The 14,208-nt window shown below is 45.5% G+C and carries 17 protein-coding genes; all 17 read right to left on the reverse strand.

The window, feature by feature from the left end:
- Positions 1 to 13 precede the first annotated feature (13 nt).
- A complete protein-coding gene (gene fliL, locus T525_RS0111660) occupies positions 14 to 532 on the reverse strand; it encodes a flagellar basal body-associated protein FliL (RefSeq protein WP_027407323.1) in 519 nt (172 codons plus the stop codon).
- Between the two features lie 110 nt (positions 533 to 642).
- Complete coding sequence (locus T525_RS0111665; RefSeq protein WP_027407324.1) at positions 643 to 840, reverse strand: flagellar FlbD family protein; 198 nt, start codon at positions 838 to 840, stop codon at positions 643 to 645.
- A 124-nt stretch (positions 841 to 964) separates the two neighbouring features.
- Complete coding sequence (locus T525_RS0111670) at positions 965 to 2,500, reverse strand: flagellar hook protein FlgE (RefSeq protein ID WP_027407325.1); 1,536 nt, start codon at positions 2,498 to 2,500, stop codon at positions 965 to 967.
- A 92-nt stretch (positions 2,501 to 2,592) separates the two neighbouring features.
- Entirely contained in the window at positions 2,593 to 2,985 is a 393-nt protein-coding gene (locus T525_RS0111675) for a TIGR02530 family flagellar biosynthesis protein (protein ID WP_027407326.1), read from the reverse strand.
- Positions 2,986 to 3,002: 17 nt separating this feature from the next.
- Positions 3,003 to 3,500 carry a flagellar hook capping FlgD N-terminal domain-containing protein gene (locus T525_RS0111680; protein ID WP_027407327.1) on the reverse strand — a complete coding sequence of 166 codons (498 nt, stop codon included), beginning with the start codon at positions 3,498 to 3,500 and terminating at the stop codon, positions 3,003 to 3,005.
- 23 nt (positions 3,501 to 3,523) lie between these two features.
- Positions 3,524 to 5,200 carry a flagellar hook-length control protein FliK gene (locus T525_RS15720; protein ID WP_027407328.1) on the reverse strand — a complete coding sequence of 559 codons (1,677 nt, stop codon included), beginning with the start codon at positions 5,198 to 5,200 and terminating at the stop codon, positions 3,524 to 3,526.
- 137 nt (positions 5,201 to 5,337) lie between these two features.
- Complete coding sequence (locus T525_RS0111690) at positions 5,338 to 5,967, reverse strand: MotE family protein (protein WP_051533571.1); 630 nt, start codon at positions 5,965 to 5,967, stop codon at positions 5,338 to 5,340.
- Positions 5,968 to 5,988: 21 nt separating this feature from the next.
- Positions 5,989 to 6,555, reverse strand: coding sequence for a lytic transglycosylase domain-containing protein (locus T525_RS0111695; protein ID WP_027407330.1), 567 nt, complete (start codon positions 6,553 to 6,555; stop codon positions 5,989 to 5,991).
- Between the two features lie 23 nt (positions 6,556 to 6,578).
- Entirely contained in the window at positions 6,579 to 7,028 is a 450-nt protein-coding gene (fliJ, locus tag T525_RS0111700; protein ID WP_027407331.1) for a flagellar export protein FliJ, read from the reverse strand.
- A gap of 27 nt (positions 7,029 to 7,055) precedes the next feature.
- A complete protein-coding gene (gene fliI, locus T525_RS0111705) occupies positions 7,056 to 8,363 on the reverse strand; it encodes a flagellar protein export ATPase FliI (RefSeq protein ID WP_037325642.1) in 1,308 nt (435 codons plus the stop codon).
- Positions 8,363 to 9,106 carry a FliH/SctL family protein gene (locus T525_RS0111710; RefSeq protein WP_051533572.1) on the reverse strand — a complete coding sequence of 248 codons (744 nt, stop codon included), beginning with the start codon at positions 9,104 to 9,106 and terminating at the stop codon, positions 8,363 to 8,365. Before T525_RS0111710 ends, fliI begins: the two co-directional genes overlap by 1 nt.
- 40 nt (positions 9,107 to 9,146) lie before the next feature.
- Positions 9,147 to 10,163 carry a flagellar motor switch protein FliG gene (gene fliG, locus T525_RS0111715; RefSeq protein ID WP_037325673.1) on the reverse strand — a complete coding sequence of 339 codons (1,017 nt, stop codon included), beginning with the start codon at positions 10,161 to 10,163 and terminating at the stop codon, positions 9,147 to 9,149.
- An 11-nt stretch (positions 10,164 to 10,174) separates the two neighbouring features.
- On the reverse strand, positions 10,175 to 11,764 hold the full coding sequence (fliF, locus tag T525_RS0111720; RefSeq protein WP_027407335.1) for a flagellar basal-body MS-ring/collar protein FliF: 1,590 nt from the start codon (positions 11,762 to 11,764) through the stop codon (positions 10,175 to 10,177).
- A 44-nt stretch (positions 11,765 to 11,808) separates the two neighbouring features.
- Entirely contained in the window at positions 11,809 to 12,111 is a 303-nt protein-coding gene (gene fliE / locus T525_RS0111725; RefSeq protein ID WP_027407336.1) for a flagellar hook-basal body complex protein FliE, read from the reverse strand.
- A gap of 13 nt (positions 12,112 to 12,124) precedes the next feature.
- Positions 12,125 to 12,583 (reverse strand): flagellar basal body rod protein FlgC, encoded by a 459-nt coding sequence (flgC, locus tag T525_RS0111730; RefSeq protein WP_027407337.1) that lies wholly within the window; start codon positions 12,581 to 12,583, stop codon positions 12,125 to 12,127.
- A 49-nt stretch (positions 12,584 to 12,632) separates the two neighbouring features.
- On the reverse strand, positions 12,633 to 13,046 hold the full coding sequence (flgB, locus tag T525_RS0111735) for a flagellar basal body rod protein FlgB (RefSeq protein WP_027407338.1): 414 nt from the start codon (positions 13,044 to 13,046) through the stop codon (positions 12,633 to 12,635).
- Positions 13,047 to 13,390: 344 nt separating this feature from the next.
- Positions 13,391 to 14,182: a GTP-sensing pleiotropic transcriptional regulator CodY gene (codY, locus tag T525_RS0111740; protein ID WP_027407339.1), complete on the reverse strand. Its 792-nt coding sequence runs from the start codon at positions 14,180 to 14,182 to the stop codon at positions 13,391 to 13,393.
- Positions 14,183 to 14,208 lie beyond the last annotated feature (26 nt).

Consider the following 14,208-nt stretch of genomic DNA (forward strand, 5'->3'; position numbering starts at 1 on the left):
TATAATAATTTTTTTACTGAAGCATAAAGCTGGTGATGTAAACATCATAAACACTGCCCTCACCAAGAGCCTTGTTTACCTCACTCTTAATCTTAGCCTTTAAATCATCCTGCTTGTTGGCATCCAATTCCTCAATCTTCACAGTACGAAGAATCTGCAGGGTGGAGTCCATAATCTTGGTTTCAGCCATAGGAACAAGCTTGCCCTCTTTTACGACCTCTTCCTTCTCAGGATTAAGTTCCATAACGATACCAACCTTAAGGAATCTGCTGGCCTTAATGCCACCAACATTGACAATCATACCTTCCTTGGGATCGCCAAGCTTAATAAATACACCAGGGTCGTGGTTCTTCACTTCACCGCCTGCTACATTGGCACCGTTGGACATCACCTGAGTGGTAATGAAAAAGGAAATACCGCCGGCCAGTATCAAGCCAAAAAGAATAAGAACAACTACAATAATTATAGGAAATTTCTTACTTTTGCCACCTGCTTCGGGAGCCGGTTCCTCGATTTTTTCTTCATCAGCCATTCTATGTCACTCCTTCTCAATTTATCTATACCATTGACGAGAATCCATTCTCACCAAAATATATTCAACATTATTATTGTACCAATTATCCCACAAAATACAACTATTTATTATTTAAACCAGGCCCTCTTATACTTAACGACCTGGCGGACTACCTCTTCCATTGGCTCTTCCACAATAATCTTCTTGCCATTAGTAAGGGTAATAACAGTATCTGGAGTTTCCTCAATAGTTTCTATTATTTCGGCATTTAAGACAAATTCTGCTTTCTGTTTTTTCTCCGAATTAAATCTTGTAAGCTTAATCATAATAAGCTCCCCCTTAGAACATTGTAATACTTATTGGCAGGTGCAGGAAGCACCTGCCAATAAATATTTGTAAAACCCTTTTAAAGTCCCAACGGATAGGACTTATTTAATTATCCTTCGCTAATTATCTCTTCATGTTGATAAGGTTCTCCAGCATCTCGTCAGATACAGTGATAATCTTGGAGTTGGACTGGAAACCACGCTGGGTAATAATCATGTTACTGAATTCTTCCGCCACGTCTACATTGGACATTTCCAAGGCAGCAGCTGTGATGGTAGCACCGAAATTGTCAGCAGTACCAACATTAGGAGTACCGGAGTTGTTGGACTCAACATAAAGGGAATTCCCCTTCTTGGTAAGACCAGAAGCATTGGTGAACTGGGCTACAGCAATCTGAGCCTCCTTGCGGAGAATACCGTTGGTATAGGTACCAACTACAGTACCAGACTCATCAATGGTTACAGTATCAAGGGTACCAGAGGCATAGCCGTCGGCCTCAGCATTAATGGTGCTGGAATTTGCATACTGGGTAAGATTGTCAAAGGTGACTGCAACTGTCTGATCAGAAGCACCATTACCATTAGAATAGGACAGCTTCAAAGAACCGCTACCAGATTGATAAGCACCAGTATCTTTAAACTTAATGTAAGCATCATCCATAGTAACTTTTGTAAATGTACCATCTTCTTCTACAATAACGTGATCGCCTATTTGAAGTGTTGTTGATCCACCTATAACAGGAGCTGTTTTCCCATTAGAAAGTGTAATTTCAGTAGAGCTAGTAGCAGTAACCGTTGGTGCTGCATTTTTTGCCACCCAAGTATTTTTACTATCTACCATAGTTCCACTACCATCTGGTGCTTTTGGTGTTTTTTCTACAGTAACCGGAACCACATGAGCCCCACCTTGAGAATCATATACTTTTATAGTTGTTGAAAGTGGTATACTGTTACCAGTTTTGTATGTACCGGAAGTAACAGTTTGAGTAGTACCATCAGACATGGTAAGTACCGCAGCCATAATGGTTGTTCCATTCACCGTACATGGATCCGGAACAGGGGAAACTGGCTGACCATTATTATCAGTAGCAGTAATACCTGTAATAGTTGGTGCAGAAGCATTAAGATTGTTTACATAATTGGCAGTCTGGGTTTGGGATGACGGCATGGTCTTACCAGCCCGAACAGCTATAGCAGTGGTTGAACCCGCTGTATTAACGGTATTGTGCTCAGTGGTGGACTCATTCATATAGCCCTGAACATACAAGCCTTCTGCATTAACCAGATTACCCTGATTATCAAAATTAAAGGCACCATTACGGGTATAGAAGGTCTGGTTGCCCTGCTTAACTACGAAAAGAGCATTGCCGGAAAGGCACAAGTCGGTGTTTATACCTGTGCTCTGCACGGAACCGTCCTTGAAGTTTACGTCAATAGCAGAAATCTTGGAGCCAAGACCAATCTGCTTAGGGTTGGTACCACCCACATTGTCGCCGCCAGAGGAAGCTGCACTGAGGGTCTGGCTGATGGTATCCTCGAAGTTTACACGGGAGGATTTAAAACCAGTGGTGTTTACGTTGGAAATATTGTTACCAATAACATCCATACGGGTCTGATGATTTTTAAGACCGGAAACGCCGGAAAAAAGTGAACGCATCATAATGAATCAATCTCCTTTTCTTTGTCTGATGCGGCTGTGTGATAAAGGACATCTGTCATTCCGTCCTTTAAGCTCTCCATTTAGGTCCAAGCTTATAATATGGCCGCACTATCAATATTCGTAAAAATGTTTTCCTTTGCACTATTTCCATCCATGGCGGTAATTACAGTCCTGTTGGCAACACTGACAACCAAGGCAGTATCGTTCATGTAGATAACGGATTCCTTAGCTCCCTTTTCAGCCATCCTGGCTACTGTGTCATCCAACTTTGCAAGGTCCTCATCACTGAAATTCAGATTGCGATCCTGCAATCTCTGAATTGCGTGATTTGAAAACATCACCTTGTTGGAGCTTTCCTTCAATAAATCAGCAAAGGATGCTCCCTTTGTTACTGCTGCATCAGCAGTGGTTCGGCGACGGCTGAGACTGGAATTTTCCACTGGCAAAATAGGTTGTGACGGGAAAAATATTCGAGAGTCACTCATATTTGCCTCCACTATTCTTATACACCATCACCCACACGGGTGATATTGGCAATTTCTACCTTGGTCTGCATCTCAGTACCATCAGCCCCTTCTACGGTGGCAATAACAGAGGTCTGGCCATCAGTAACGCTTACGCCGCTAACCTTGCCCTCATAATAATTGTTGCTGCCATCATGCCACTGAATGGTCTTGCCAATCATGCTGCTAAGCTGTCCCACCAGTACAGAGGAATCAATATTTTCAACCAAGGTAAGTACATCACCAAGCTTGGAAGCCACATTGGTCATCTGCTCCAGAGAAGAATACTGGGCCAGCTGGGCCAGATATTCGGTGTTGTCCATTGGAGAAAGTGGGTCCTGATACTGCATCTGGGTTACCAGCAGGGAAAGGAATGCATCCTTGTCCAACTCGTTTTTCTTGCCTACCTCGGAAGCACTTACCCCCTGGGTAGTCTTGTAGGTATCAAGATCATAGGTCTTGCCGTCTACGGTAATGGTATTTAATGAACTTGCCATTTTATCGTCTCCTTTCCAAAAATTTATACTGCGTAATCAACGCCGTCGGAAATCTTATTGCCTTCACTGTCACGAATAACCTCAGTAGCATTGTTTACAGGCTCTGCTGCAAGATTCTCCACATCATCCTCAAAATCCTTCAAATCAATTTGCTGGCTTCTGATATTCTGCTGTTCCTGCTGCTGGTAATATCCCTGGCTCTGTCCCTCCGGAAGCTGTCCATCGGATAAGCCGGTCTGAACCTCTACACTGTCAACTTTGATGCCCTGCTCGTTCAGTTCCTTCTGCAACTGGATCATTGATGTTTCAAGCATTGCCCTTACTTGGGCATTATCAGTGTGGAAGGTAGCTGTTACACCGCCATTGCTGTTTACGGCAACCTTCAGAGTCAAATCACCAAGATGTCTTGGATTCAGCTTAATGACCATTTCAGTGTTCTCAGCATTACGGAGAAGTCTGGCCTGCTCCACAATCTGCTGATTAATCTGATAATCAGTTCTGGTCTGGCTCACATTCTGCTGCCCCGGAATCTGGGCTGTGTTGTCAGCGGTCTGGGTCTGAATGTTGGAAACATTTGCGGCCTGGGCTGCATCCATGCGGTTGGTAAAGGTAGCTTCTTCACTTTCTGCTGGCTGAGTCTGAGCTTGTGGTGCTGCCACTGTCTCAGCCTCTGTCTCCTGTGGGAAGCCCTGCTGGGACTGCTGTCCATCTGGATTTAAGCCCTGCTTGGCGTCATTACCAGTTACCACCTGGGTCTGCTGACCAATGAGGTTGTTCATATCCTCCACAGTGGTTTTCTGAGGAGCTGCCTCAGTACTCTTGGTCTCCTGGGCTACAACTCTGCCGGACAGAACTGCCAGCATCTGCTGTTCCTTTGTCATATCCCCTGAATTTACAATCTGGGAGCCATCCGGTGCCGTTACCTTTTCCACTGGCTGAACTGGCTTTAACAGTGCCTCAATGGACTTAGGCTGATGCATCTCCGGTTGGGCTGACTGAGTCTGAGCATTTTCGCTCTGAACCATTGGCTGGGTCTGTACCTCTGACTCTGATACTACAGTGTCATCTACTACCACATTTTCCTTGGCAGCATTCTGAATCTGAGTGTTAACCCGATTATCCTGCTGTTTAATCTCCGTGGCAGTGGCTGGCTGCTGCAATTCCTGGGCTGCAGTGCTGATTTCCGGAGCAGTGGTCTCCATCTGCACCACTTCCTGAACTGGCTGCTGCTCATTGGCTACTGGTATTTCCACAGTCTGGGCCTCACTCTGGGCTGGCTGGTTGGAAGTAGTAAGCTCTGCCAATGGAAGCTGTACTGCAGTGGTTGCTATGGCCTCTGCTGCCATTTCTTCAGCAGCTTCATCCACCACCTCGGCAACAGCCTCCTTTGCAACGGCTGCTGTGTCCTTCACATCAGCATCAGCCTTGGCATCGGCCTGGTCAGATGTATTCTGCAGACCTTTGTCGCCCACTGGATTTTCCACAGCCTCTTTGGTAAGCTGGGCCAGCTTATCATCCTTCGCAACATCCTTGGTGGCGTCTTTTGTAACATCCTTCAGCTCAGATGAGAAGTCCTTGCCCTGCTTGCCAGCAGATGCCTTACGTCCCTCAAAGGCCGTATTGACATTCTTCTGCTGAACATTGGCCTGTGGTGCTGCAGGAGCAGCTGTAAAAAGATTTGCACTTACATTTGTTCCCATGAATTCACCTCCTTGAATAATAAATAGATATATATATGATAACCACCTAATGGTGGGAATCACCCCTATAGTTTATTCTAGCAAATGAAGATTAAAGTACAATTAATAAAAATTATTAATTAGTTATAATTTTATTTTTACTCGCCATTACCGCCCTGTTCCTGGTTTTGCTCAGGCTGTGGCGGGTTTTGCATAACACGCTTCGGTGCGCCGTTATACATAATCTTTGTAATGTTGGCTGCCCGGTCTGTATCAAATTTAGTAAGCACCTGGGATACCTGGGACTCATCCATGCGCTGGAGTATGGAAATAACTATATCGTCATCCATAGTTTCCATAATCTTGGCGGCCTCCTCCGGCTTCATCTCATTGTAGAGACGGGCCAGCTTGGAAACACGTTTCTTTTCTGCAGCCTGTCTTTCCTTGGTCTGCTTTTCTATTTCCTCCTTGGATAGAACAACTGGCTTGGATTTTGGCTTAACCTCTGCCTTTTTTTCTTCCTTTTTGGCCTCAGTACGCTGTACTGCTTCCTCCACAGAAGATTCGCCGTCTTCGGCAGGTCTTACAAAATATTCCCCCACAATCGGCAACTCATAGAGACCATATTTTTCATTGGCTTCATTGGTATCTATAATTCTGAAATAAATTCCCAAAAAGAAGCCTACGATTATAAGCACAAACAGCACCAGGGCTATAATGAGAAATTTCAATATTTTTTTGAATTTGCCCGGCTTTTTTTCAGCCTCGCCATTCTGATTCTCTTCCATCAAATCCACCCTATATAACTATTATCGATAAATATCCAGTACCTTATTTACATAATTTTGGGTCTCAATATATGGGGGAACCCCACCATAATCCTTAACAGCCTGTGGGCCGGCATTGTATGCGGCCACAGCCTTCTTCACATCCCCATTGAATGTATCAAGCATCTCCTTGATGTACTTGGTACCACCGTCGATGTTCTGCTGCTTGTTATATGGGTCAATCCCCAGAGAAGCAGCAGTATCCGGCATAAGCTGCATAACTCCAACAGCCCCTGCGGAAGATACAGTGTCCTGATTGCCACCGGATTCGGTCTGGGCAATAGCAGCCACAAGACGAGGATCTACGTGATACTTGGTGGCGGCCTCATTAATAAGGGCAGTGGTATCACCTCCAAAGCTGGTAGACTCCACCCTGGTTCCACTAAAATCCTTGGTAGGGTCCAGCTTGCCCTCTGCTGCCTTTAATTCTGCAGCAAAGGAATTCTTGCCGGTGGCGTTGGCATTGTACGCCGGCTTGCTGATACCAAATTTGTCATTGAGTTCATTAATACGCTGGACAACATTTTCCAGACCTTCTATTCTCATCATATTCAATCACCCTCACAGATGCCTTAACCCATATTTCTGAAGTAGAGCTGGCCGCCGATTTCATCCAGTACCTTCTGTTCCTCAAAGAGAAGCTCTGCCATATACTGCTGTAGGCGCTTTTCCTTCAGCTGCTCAATACTCTTGAGCTTGTTCATTATCTTCACAAGCTCCGTCATTCGCTTTTGCCTTTCAGCCTGGCATTCCATAATGAAATGCTGCTGTTGCTCAATCTGTTCACGCTTGTAATTGAAGAAGCTGTTGTAGGTCATAAGTGTTCCCACTGTAATGGTTCCCTTGCTTGTAAGGGCATCATAGTCCTTGTGCCCCTGGGCCATCTGCTCCAGCAATTCCTCCAGATGGTGTCTTGCTTCTTCCAGCTTTTTGGTGGCGGTGGCCAGTTCAACCTGGGCCTGGTCCTTATTCATTTTGGTAACCTTCAGAAGGGTTTCCAACTGGAACCGGAATTTCTTCATGGTTCACTGCCTCCACCAGTTGTATTATTATATAGCTTCCAAACGTTCAATGGTTTCATCGAAGCCCTGGACCTCGAATACCCCCTGACAAAGGAAGTCATTTATGGCATCAATTTTCTGAATGGCTTCGTCAATTTTCGGGCTGGAACCCTTGACGTAAGCGCCTATATGTATCAGATCCTCAGCATCCTTATATACTGCCATAAGGGCCCTGAGTTTCCTGTTTGCATCCATGTGTTCATCAGGCACCACAGCTGACATTACACGGGATACACTGGCCAACACATCTATGGCCGGGAAATGATTCTGGGCCGCAATGTTTCTGGACAAAACAATATGGCCATCAAGAATACTTCGCACTGCATCGGCTATTGGCTCATTCATATCATCGCCATCAACCAATACTGTATATATCCCCGTAATGGAACCCTTCTCACTGGTTCCCGCCCTCTCAAGAAGTCTTGGAAGGAGGGCAAACACAGAAGGAGTGTAGCCTCGGGTGGCCGGCGGCTCACCAACGGTAAGTCCCACCTCACGCTGAGCCATGGCAAATCGGGTTACTGAGTCCATCATAAGGATAACTTTACGGCCCTTATCGCGGAAATATTCCGCAATAGCAGTGGCTGTCATGGCCCCCTTGATACGCACCAAAGCCGGCTTATCCGAGGTGGCTACCACCACCACAGAACGTTTAAGTCCTTCTTCCCCCAAATCACGCTCGATAAATTCCTTTACCTCACGTCCACGCTCTCCTACCAGCGATATAACGCTGATATCAGCTTCTGTATTTCGGGCTATCATGGAAAGCAACGTGGATTTGCCAACACCGCTGCCCGCCATAATACCAATTCGCTGTCCCTGCCCCATGGTAATAAGGCCATCAATCGCTCTTACACCAACGTAGAGGGATTCCTTGATAACCGGCCTGTCGAGTGGGGCTGGTGGGTCCGCCTGGAGTGGATATTCCTCCCGACAGAGAATAGGGCCCTTGCCATCTATAGGATTGCCTAAACCATCGATTACTCTGCCCAAAAGCTCAGGACCAACCTTTACTTGAAGTACCTTCTGGGCGGACACAACCTCACAGCCCGGGCCAATGCCCTTGGAATCCCCTAAGGGCATCAAAAGAACTTTGCCATCCCGAAAGCCTACTACCTCAGATGGAACAGGCTCAACATCCGGGAAGTGGGATTTAACATAACATAACTCTCCCATGCTGACGTTTGGCCCCTGGCACTCAATAACCAGGCCAACCATCTGAACCACCTTGCCTATCATACGCATAGGCTTGCTGTTTTCAACTGCGTTAGTAAACTTTTTCAGGTTGATTTCCATTATTTCATAACATCCCTAATAGACTGCTCAATAACCTCAAGCTGGGTAGTCAGCTTGGCATCTATGGTTCCATTAGGCGATTCCACAACCACATCACCTAATTTCAAGGTTTCATCGGATTCAATGGAAAGCTCACACTTGCCCTCCATGGTGGTGAGGTAATCTGTGCGGGCCATCAATACCAGCTCATAGGCATCAGGGCAAACCCTTATGGTGACCTGTGGCTGGTCCTTAACCTTTTCTATAGCACTCTGTACCAGTGGCAAAACCATCTGCGGTACATCTATGAAATGCTGGGGAATAACCTTGTTAGCTATTGCAATAACCATTTCAGCAATGGTATTTTCGGCCGTAGTAACATAATCAAGGGCCTCCTTCTGCGCCACCTTAATGGTGTTCTCAGCTTTAGCATTGGCATCAACTATTATCTGATGCTGTTCCTCTTTTATCTGTTCCATGCCTTCCTTACGACCGGCCTCAAAGCCTTCCTGATGTCCGGCTTCCCTAGCTTCTTCTTTTATCTTATCTGCCTGGGTTGTGGCTTCGGAAATAATTCTTTCCGCCTCGGCCCTGGCTTCCTGTCTTGTAATCTCGCCGGCAATCTCAGCATCCTTGAGCTTCTGAATAGCGGCTTCCTCCTTGCGGCGGATATTAGCCATTATGTTCTCACGAACTTCTTCGCTCATTTCAGGAGTTTCTTCTTCAACGGGCTCCTTGGGACGCTCAAATTTTGGGGGCGCCACTATATGGGGATCCTCCTGCCAAATTACACCTTTCAGCACCCTAGACAATCATTTCGTCACCCTTTCCACGGGAAATTACAATCTCGCCCTTCTCTTCCAGACGACGGATGACATTTACGATGCGCTGCTGAGCTTCCTCAACATCACGAATCTTAACAGGGCCCATGTACTCGATTTCTTCACGCAGCATATCGCCGGCACGCTTGGACATATTCTTGAAGACCTTGGCCTGAACATCCTGATTGGTTGCCTTGAGGGCCAAGGACAAATCCTTGGTATCCACCTCGCGGAGTACCATCTGGAGAGAACGGTCGTCGATCATTACGATGTCCTCGAACACAAACATGAGCTTCTTGATTTCTTCGGTGAGTTCCGGATTGTCCACTTCCAGGGCATCCACGATACCCTTTTCTGTAGCACGGTCCACACGGTTCAGTACCTCAACGATAGCCTTAACACCACCGGCATCGGTGAAGTCCTGAGTAACCAGAGCAGACAGCTTGCGTTCCAGCACTCTTTCCACCTCACGGAGCACATCCGGAGATGTACGGTCCATGATGGCTATTCTCTTGGCAACCTCGGCCTGCCTTTCCTGCGGCAGTGAAGCCAATATGGTAGCGGCCTGATCTGGTTCAAGATATGCCATAATCAGGGCTATGGTCTGAGGATGCTCGTTCTGAATAAAGTTTAACAGCTGGCTCGGATCAGTTTTATGCAAGAAGTCAAATGGACGCACCTGAAGGCTGGTAGTGAGACGGCTGATAATTGCAGATGCCTTCTCGGAGCCCAAGGCTTTTTCCAATACGTTCTGTGCATATTCCAGACCGCCGGAGGACAAGTAGTTCTTGGCCATGGCCATCTGATAAAATTCGCTTATTACGGCTCTTTTCTGCTCCGGAGAAACCTGCTTCTGATTGGCAATTTCCAAGGTCAGCTTTTCGATTTCTTCATCGTTCATGTGCTTGAACAACATGGCAGAATACTCTGGGCCGAGGGTTATAAACAGAATCGCAGCTTTTTGCTGGTTATTTAATTCTGGTTCATTGTCACCATACATATCCATAATTCTTAATCCTCCGACAGCCAGGTCTTAACAAGCAAAGCAACTTCGGCAGGTTTGGTGCGGATGAGTTCCTCGATAACCTGACGCTCGTTGATGTGTTCCTGTTCCTCTGGAGTGAGTTCGTCCGGTTCAACTGTGCCAGCCTCAATAGCAGCAGCACGCTCTGCTTCCAAACGCATTCTCTCTTCCTCTTCCAGTCTTGCCTGCTCCTCGGCAGCCTCTCTTGCCAGACGCTCCTTCTCCCGCTTTCTTCTGATGTAGAAAGCAACAGCCAAAGCAATTACCAGGAGTATCAGACCGATGGTAATATACATATTTCTGGCCTGACGGTCCTTCTCCGCCTGTTCCTCAGCAGCACGTCTGTCAGCCAACTCGGTGCTAAATGGCAACGGCTCAACAGACACTGTGTCACCACGGTCCGGATTGATGCCTACAGCAGAGGATACAGAACGGGAAATACTTTCCTGCTGGGCAGGAGTAATATCGTCATTTACCAGAACGGCAATATTTACACGCTTAATAGAACCAGGAGAAGCAATAGTCTTCGCCTTGGCCTCGTTAATTTCGTAGTTCTTGGTGGTTTCCTTCTTTGAGTACTCAGCATTTGAATTATTCTCAGTAGCCACATATCCCGGCACGTTGGACTGGGTACCGGCCGGCCCTCCAGGAGTATTGGAAGTGCCATTATAAGACTCGTTTATAGTCTGTTCGCTACGAATAATGCCGGAATCATCTACTACAGGAGTAAAGGTCTGAGTATCTGTCTGGCGCTGGTCGAAATCCAGCTCCACATTAACCCTTACATAGGAACGACCTTCGCCCAAGGCCTGATCCAACATTGTCTGAACATCCTTCTGCATGCGGTCCTGAACCTTGCGGGTCATCTCCAGCTGGGTCATGGTCTTGACGCTAACGCTGTTCTCTTCCTCATCATCCGGGTCATTGAGAATTTTTCCAGTTTCGTCAACTACAGTAATATTTTCAGGCGAAAGCCCCTGGATACTGTTGGAAGCCAGGTTAACAATGCCCTTTATTTCTTTTTTGTTCAGCTGTGTATTCGGTTTCAACTTCAGCATAATGGAAGCTGTTGCCGGTTTCTCATTTTTCTTATAGAGGCTATCCTCCGGGAGTACAATATGCACTCTGGCCTTCTCTACAGCCTCAATTTGTTCAATAGTACGAGTCAGCTCACCCTGCAATGCCTGGAGATAGTTAACTTTGTTCTGGAACTCCGTTACGCCCAGCTTACTGTCATCGAAAATCTCAAAGCCTTTGTTGCCATGAGGAAGGCCCTCAGTGGCAAGCTGCAGTCTGGCTTCATGAACATTAGCAGACGGAACCAGAATGGTGGTCCCCTGCTTTGTCTCCTGAACCTCGTATTCTATTTTGTCTTCCTTAAGCTTTGCCGCTACTTCGCCAGCATCCTTTGTCTCCATGTTGGTGAACAAAGGAACCATATCGGGCTTCCCGCCATACATGAAGCTGGCACCAATTATCAGAATCACCAGCAGTACAATACCACCGATGGCCATATAACGCTGTTTTTTAGTGGTTTTTTCCCAAAGCTGAAGGTATTTTTCTTTCCACTCGCCCATTATCTCAATCCCTTCGCTGTGTTTTGCCTTTTTTTACCAAGAAATTATACCTGCATACGCATAATTTCCTGATAAGCTTCCACAGCTTTGTTGCGGACTTGGAGCGTAAGCTGCAACGCAATGTCAGCCTTTTCAGCTGCCACTACAACCTGGGATATATCTTCAACCTGACCAGCTGCCAGCAAGGCGTTCATTCTTTCTGATTCCTGTTCCAAAGCATTTACATTGCCAAGGGCATCCCCAAGATATTCGCCAAAGGTTTTGACTACAGGCGCTTCCTGGGTTTCTCCCAAATGACTCTCAGCATGCATAGAAACCGGAGTCATCTTCAATGGTTCTATCTGCATCATGTCACCTCATTTATTTACTGATACTTAAGGCCTGTGTAGCCATACTCTTCGCCGCATTAATGGTAGTAACATTGGCCTCATAAGCACGGGAAGCCGTAATCATGTCTACCATTTCGTTTACAATGTTAACATTTGGCAATTCAACATAGCCATCAGCATTGGCATCCGGATGGCCTGGATCATATACCAATTTACCCTGGGTGTTATCCTCCTGAATAGCCACAGCACGAACGCCATCGCCACTCTTTTTGCCAAACTCCGACTTGGAAATCTCACCAGAGAGGACCCGGGCAAAATTCTTATTATGCATTTCTCTAGGTTCAAATACCACAAACTTGCGCTTGAACGGGGTCCCGTTCTCAGTACGGGTAGTATTGACATTAGCAATATTGTTGGATATGACATCCATTCTGAGACGCTCAGCTGTCAAACCGGAAGCAGCTGCATCTATGCCACCAAACATACTCATAAGCTGTTCTCCATTCTATATATTATGAAAGAATTCATTATTTACTCTTTTATTTGCTGGAAATAGTAGTCTTTAACCTCTGAATAAAACTTCCCATCTCCTTGGTCATGGCATTGTAATAAATCTGGTTTTTGGCCATATTTGCCATTTCCTTGTCAATATCAACATTGTTCTTGTCTGTTCTCATTGTGGTACTTTCATCCATAACTACAGTGGCCTCAGCCCTTTCCTTCATAGGAATAGGCAAATGGCGGTCGTGGGTACGTACCATTTCCAGTCCCAGCTTCTTGTCAAGGCCTAATTCCTTGGCCAGTAGGCTTTCAAATACGACATCACTTTTCTTAAACTTAGGAGTATTTACATTAGCTATATTATTGCTGATAACTTCATGCCTCAAGTTTGCCGCAGACATACCACGGGACAGGTAATCCATGGTTGCGGTATTAAAAATCTGATCCAACATGGGCTCATTTCCTCCTAAAATATTTATCATAAAACGTAAAAGGGCATAATTCGATATACTACTAACATTCTACAAATAATTAAAAAATCCTTGTCTATTTTAACACATTCTCAATAAATCACGAAGAAATTTTCATGTTTTTTCCAGAGTATATAGACATTTGTGACCATCGTCCACTATTCTTTTTAAACGCAAATGGCTAATTATTATTATTTATTAAGGAAATAAAAAACAGGGAGATTGCAACTTAAAGAAAACAAGCTCCCTGCTTTAATAATAGTCATAATTGGCAACCATCCATTGTCACCAACAGATTTTTTACTTAACTGCTGGTAAAAGATACCTTATTCGGTCTCTTTTGCCAAATCCTCGATGCCTTTCCAAAGATAATCGTTCTTAACCTTAATGTGAGTCCCCTTCATACCCTGTGATTTTGGTTCAACAACGCCGGCAGATTCCAGCTTGCGAAGGGCATTGACGATAACGGAACGGGTAATATCCAGGCTGTCGGCAATTTTCGAGGCATTAACGGCACCCTCCTTGCCCCCAAGCTCACGGAAAATCTCAATGGTAGCCATTGCCTCGGAAATGGACAGGGTGTCAAGAGCCATCTTGACATTTTCTTTCTTCTGTTTTTCCTCCTGATTTCTGCGGGAGCGGTCATGGAGCATCTCCATCCCCACAACAGCAGCACCATATTCTGCCAACAGCAAATCGTCATTGGTAAAATCTTCATTGTATCTTGCCACTACCAACGTGCCGATACGTTCACCAACTCCATAAATAGGAACAATGGTAGTATTTTTGCCATGGAACTTGCACTTGGTCTCACTGTCATCCACAAAAGCACAAAGGCCTGATTTGGAACGAAGGTTGGCAGATGTCTCATCAATCTTGTTGAGCCAGTTTACGTAATGGCGGGGGAACTTGCCCACAGACACTACATTATCAACCATCAAATCACATTCAAAATCATCCTGAAAAGCATAACCATATATACTGCCTTCTGTATCAACAATATATACATTTGCATCTATCACATTACTAAGTACAGTTGCAATTTCCTTGTATTCCACATTGTGGAAACGCTGCAATACTCTGTTAATCTTTCTTGTTCTTTCCAAAAGAGTAGCCATACTCTTTTCCCTCCCAATTTTTTGTC

Source organism: Anaerovibrio sp. RM50 (genome assembly GCF_000622005.1).
In the GTDB taxonomy this organism is placed as follows: Bacteria; Bacillota; Negativicutes; order Selenomonadales; family Selenomonadaceae; genus Anaerovibrio.

Bases quoted from the DNA above. Each gene is read 5' to 3' on its own strand.
- fliE (WP_027407336.1), bottom strand. From the start codon at position 12,111: ATGCAGATAGAACCATTGAAGATGACTCCGGTTTCTATGCATGCTGAG.
- fliG (WP_037325673.1), bottom strand. From the start codon at position 10,163: ATGTATGGTGACAATGAACCAGAATTAAATAACCAGCAAAAAGCTGCG.
- fliL (WP_027407323.1), bottom strand. From the start codon at position 532: ATGGCTGATGAAGAAAAAATCGAGGAACCGGCTCCCGAAGCAGGTGGC.
- T525_RS0111670 (WP_027407325.1), bottom strand. From the start codon at position 2,500: ATGATGCGTTCACTTTTTTCCGGCGTTTCCGGTCTTAAAAATCATCAG.
- flgB (WP_027407338.1), bottom strand. From the start codon at position 13,046: ATGTTGGATCAGATTTTTAATACCGCAACCATGGATTACCTGTCCCGT.
- T525_RS0111695 (WP_027407330.1), bottom strand. From the start codon at position 6,555: ATGATGAGAATAGAAGGTCTGGAAAATGTTGTCCAGCGTATTAATGAA.
- T525_RS0111690 (WP_051533571.1), bottom strand. From the start codon at position 5,967: ATGGAAGAGAATCAGAATGGCGAGGCTGAAAAAAAGCCGGGCAAATTC.
- fliI (WP_037325642.1), bottom strand. From the start codon at position 8,363: ATGGAAATCAACCTGAAAAAGTTTACTAACGCAGTTGAAAACAGCAAG.
- flgC (WP_027407337.1), bottom strand. From the start codon at position 12,583: ATGAGTATGTTTGGTGGCATAGATGCAGCTGCTTCCGGTTTGACAGCT.
- T525_RS0111675 (WP_027407326.1), bottom strand. From the start codon at position 2,985: ATGAGTGACTCTCGAATATTTTTCCCGTCACAACCTATTTTGCCAGTG.
- codY (WP_027407339.1), bottom strand. From the start codon at position 14,182: ATGGCTACTCTTTTGGAAAGAACAAGAAAGATTAACAGAGTATTGCAG.
- fliJ (WP_027407331.1), bottom strand. From the start codon at position 7,028: ATGAAGAAATTCCGGTTCCAGTTGGAAACCCTTCTGAAGGTTACCAAA.
- T525_RS15720 (WP_027407328.1), bottom strand. From the start codon at position 5,200: ATGGGAACAAATGTAAGTGCAAATCTTTTTACAGCTGCTCCTGCAGCA.
- fliF (WP_027407335.1), bottom strand. From the start codon at position 11,764: ATGGGCGAGTGGAAAGAAAAATACCTTCAGCTTTGGGAAAAAACCACT.
- T525_RS0111680 (WP_027407327.1), bottom strand. From the start codon at position 3,500: ATGGCAAGTTCATTAAATACCATTACCGTAGACGGCAAGACCTATGAT.
- T525_RS0111665 (WP_027407324.1), bottom strand. From the start codon at position 840: ATGATTAAGCTTACAAGATTTAATTCGGAGAAAAAACAGAAAGCAGAA.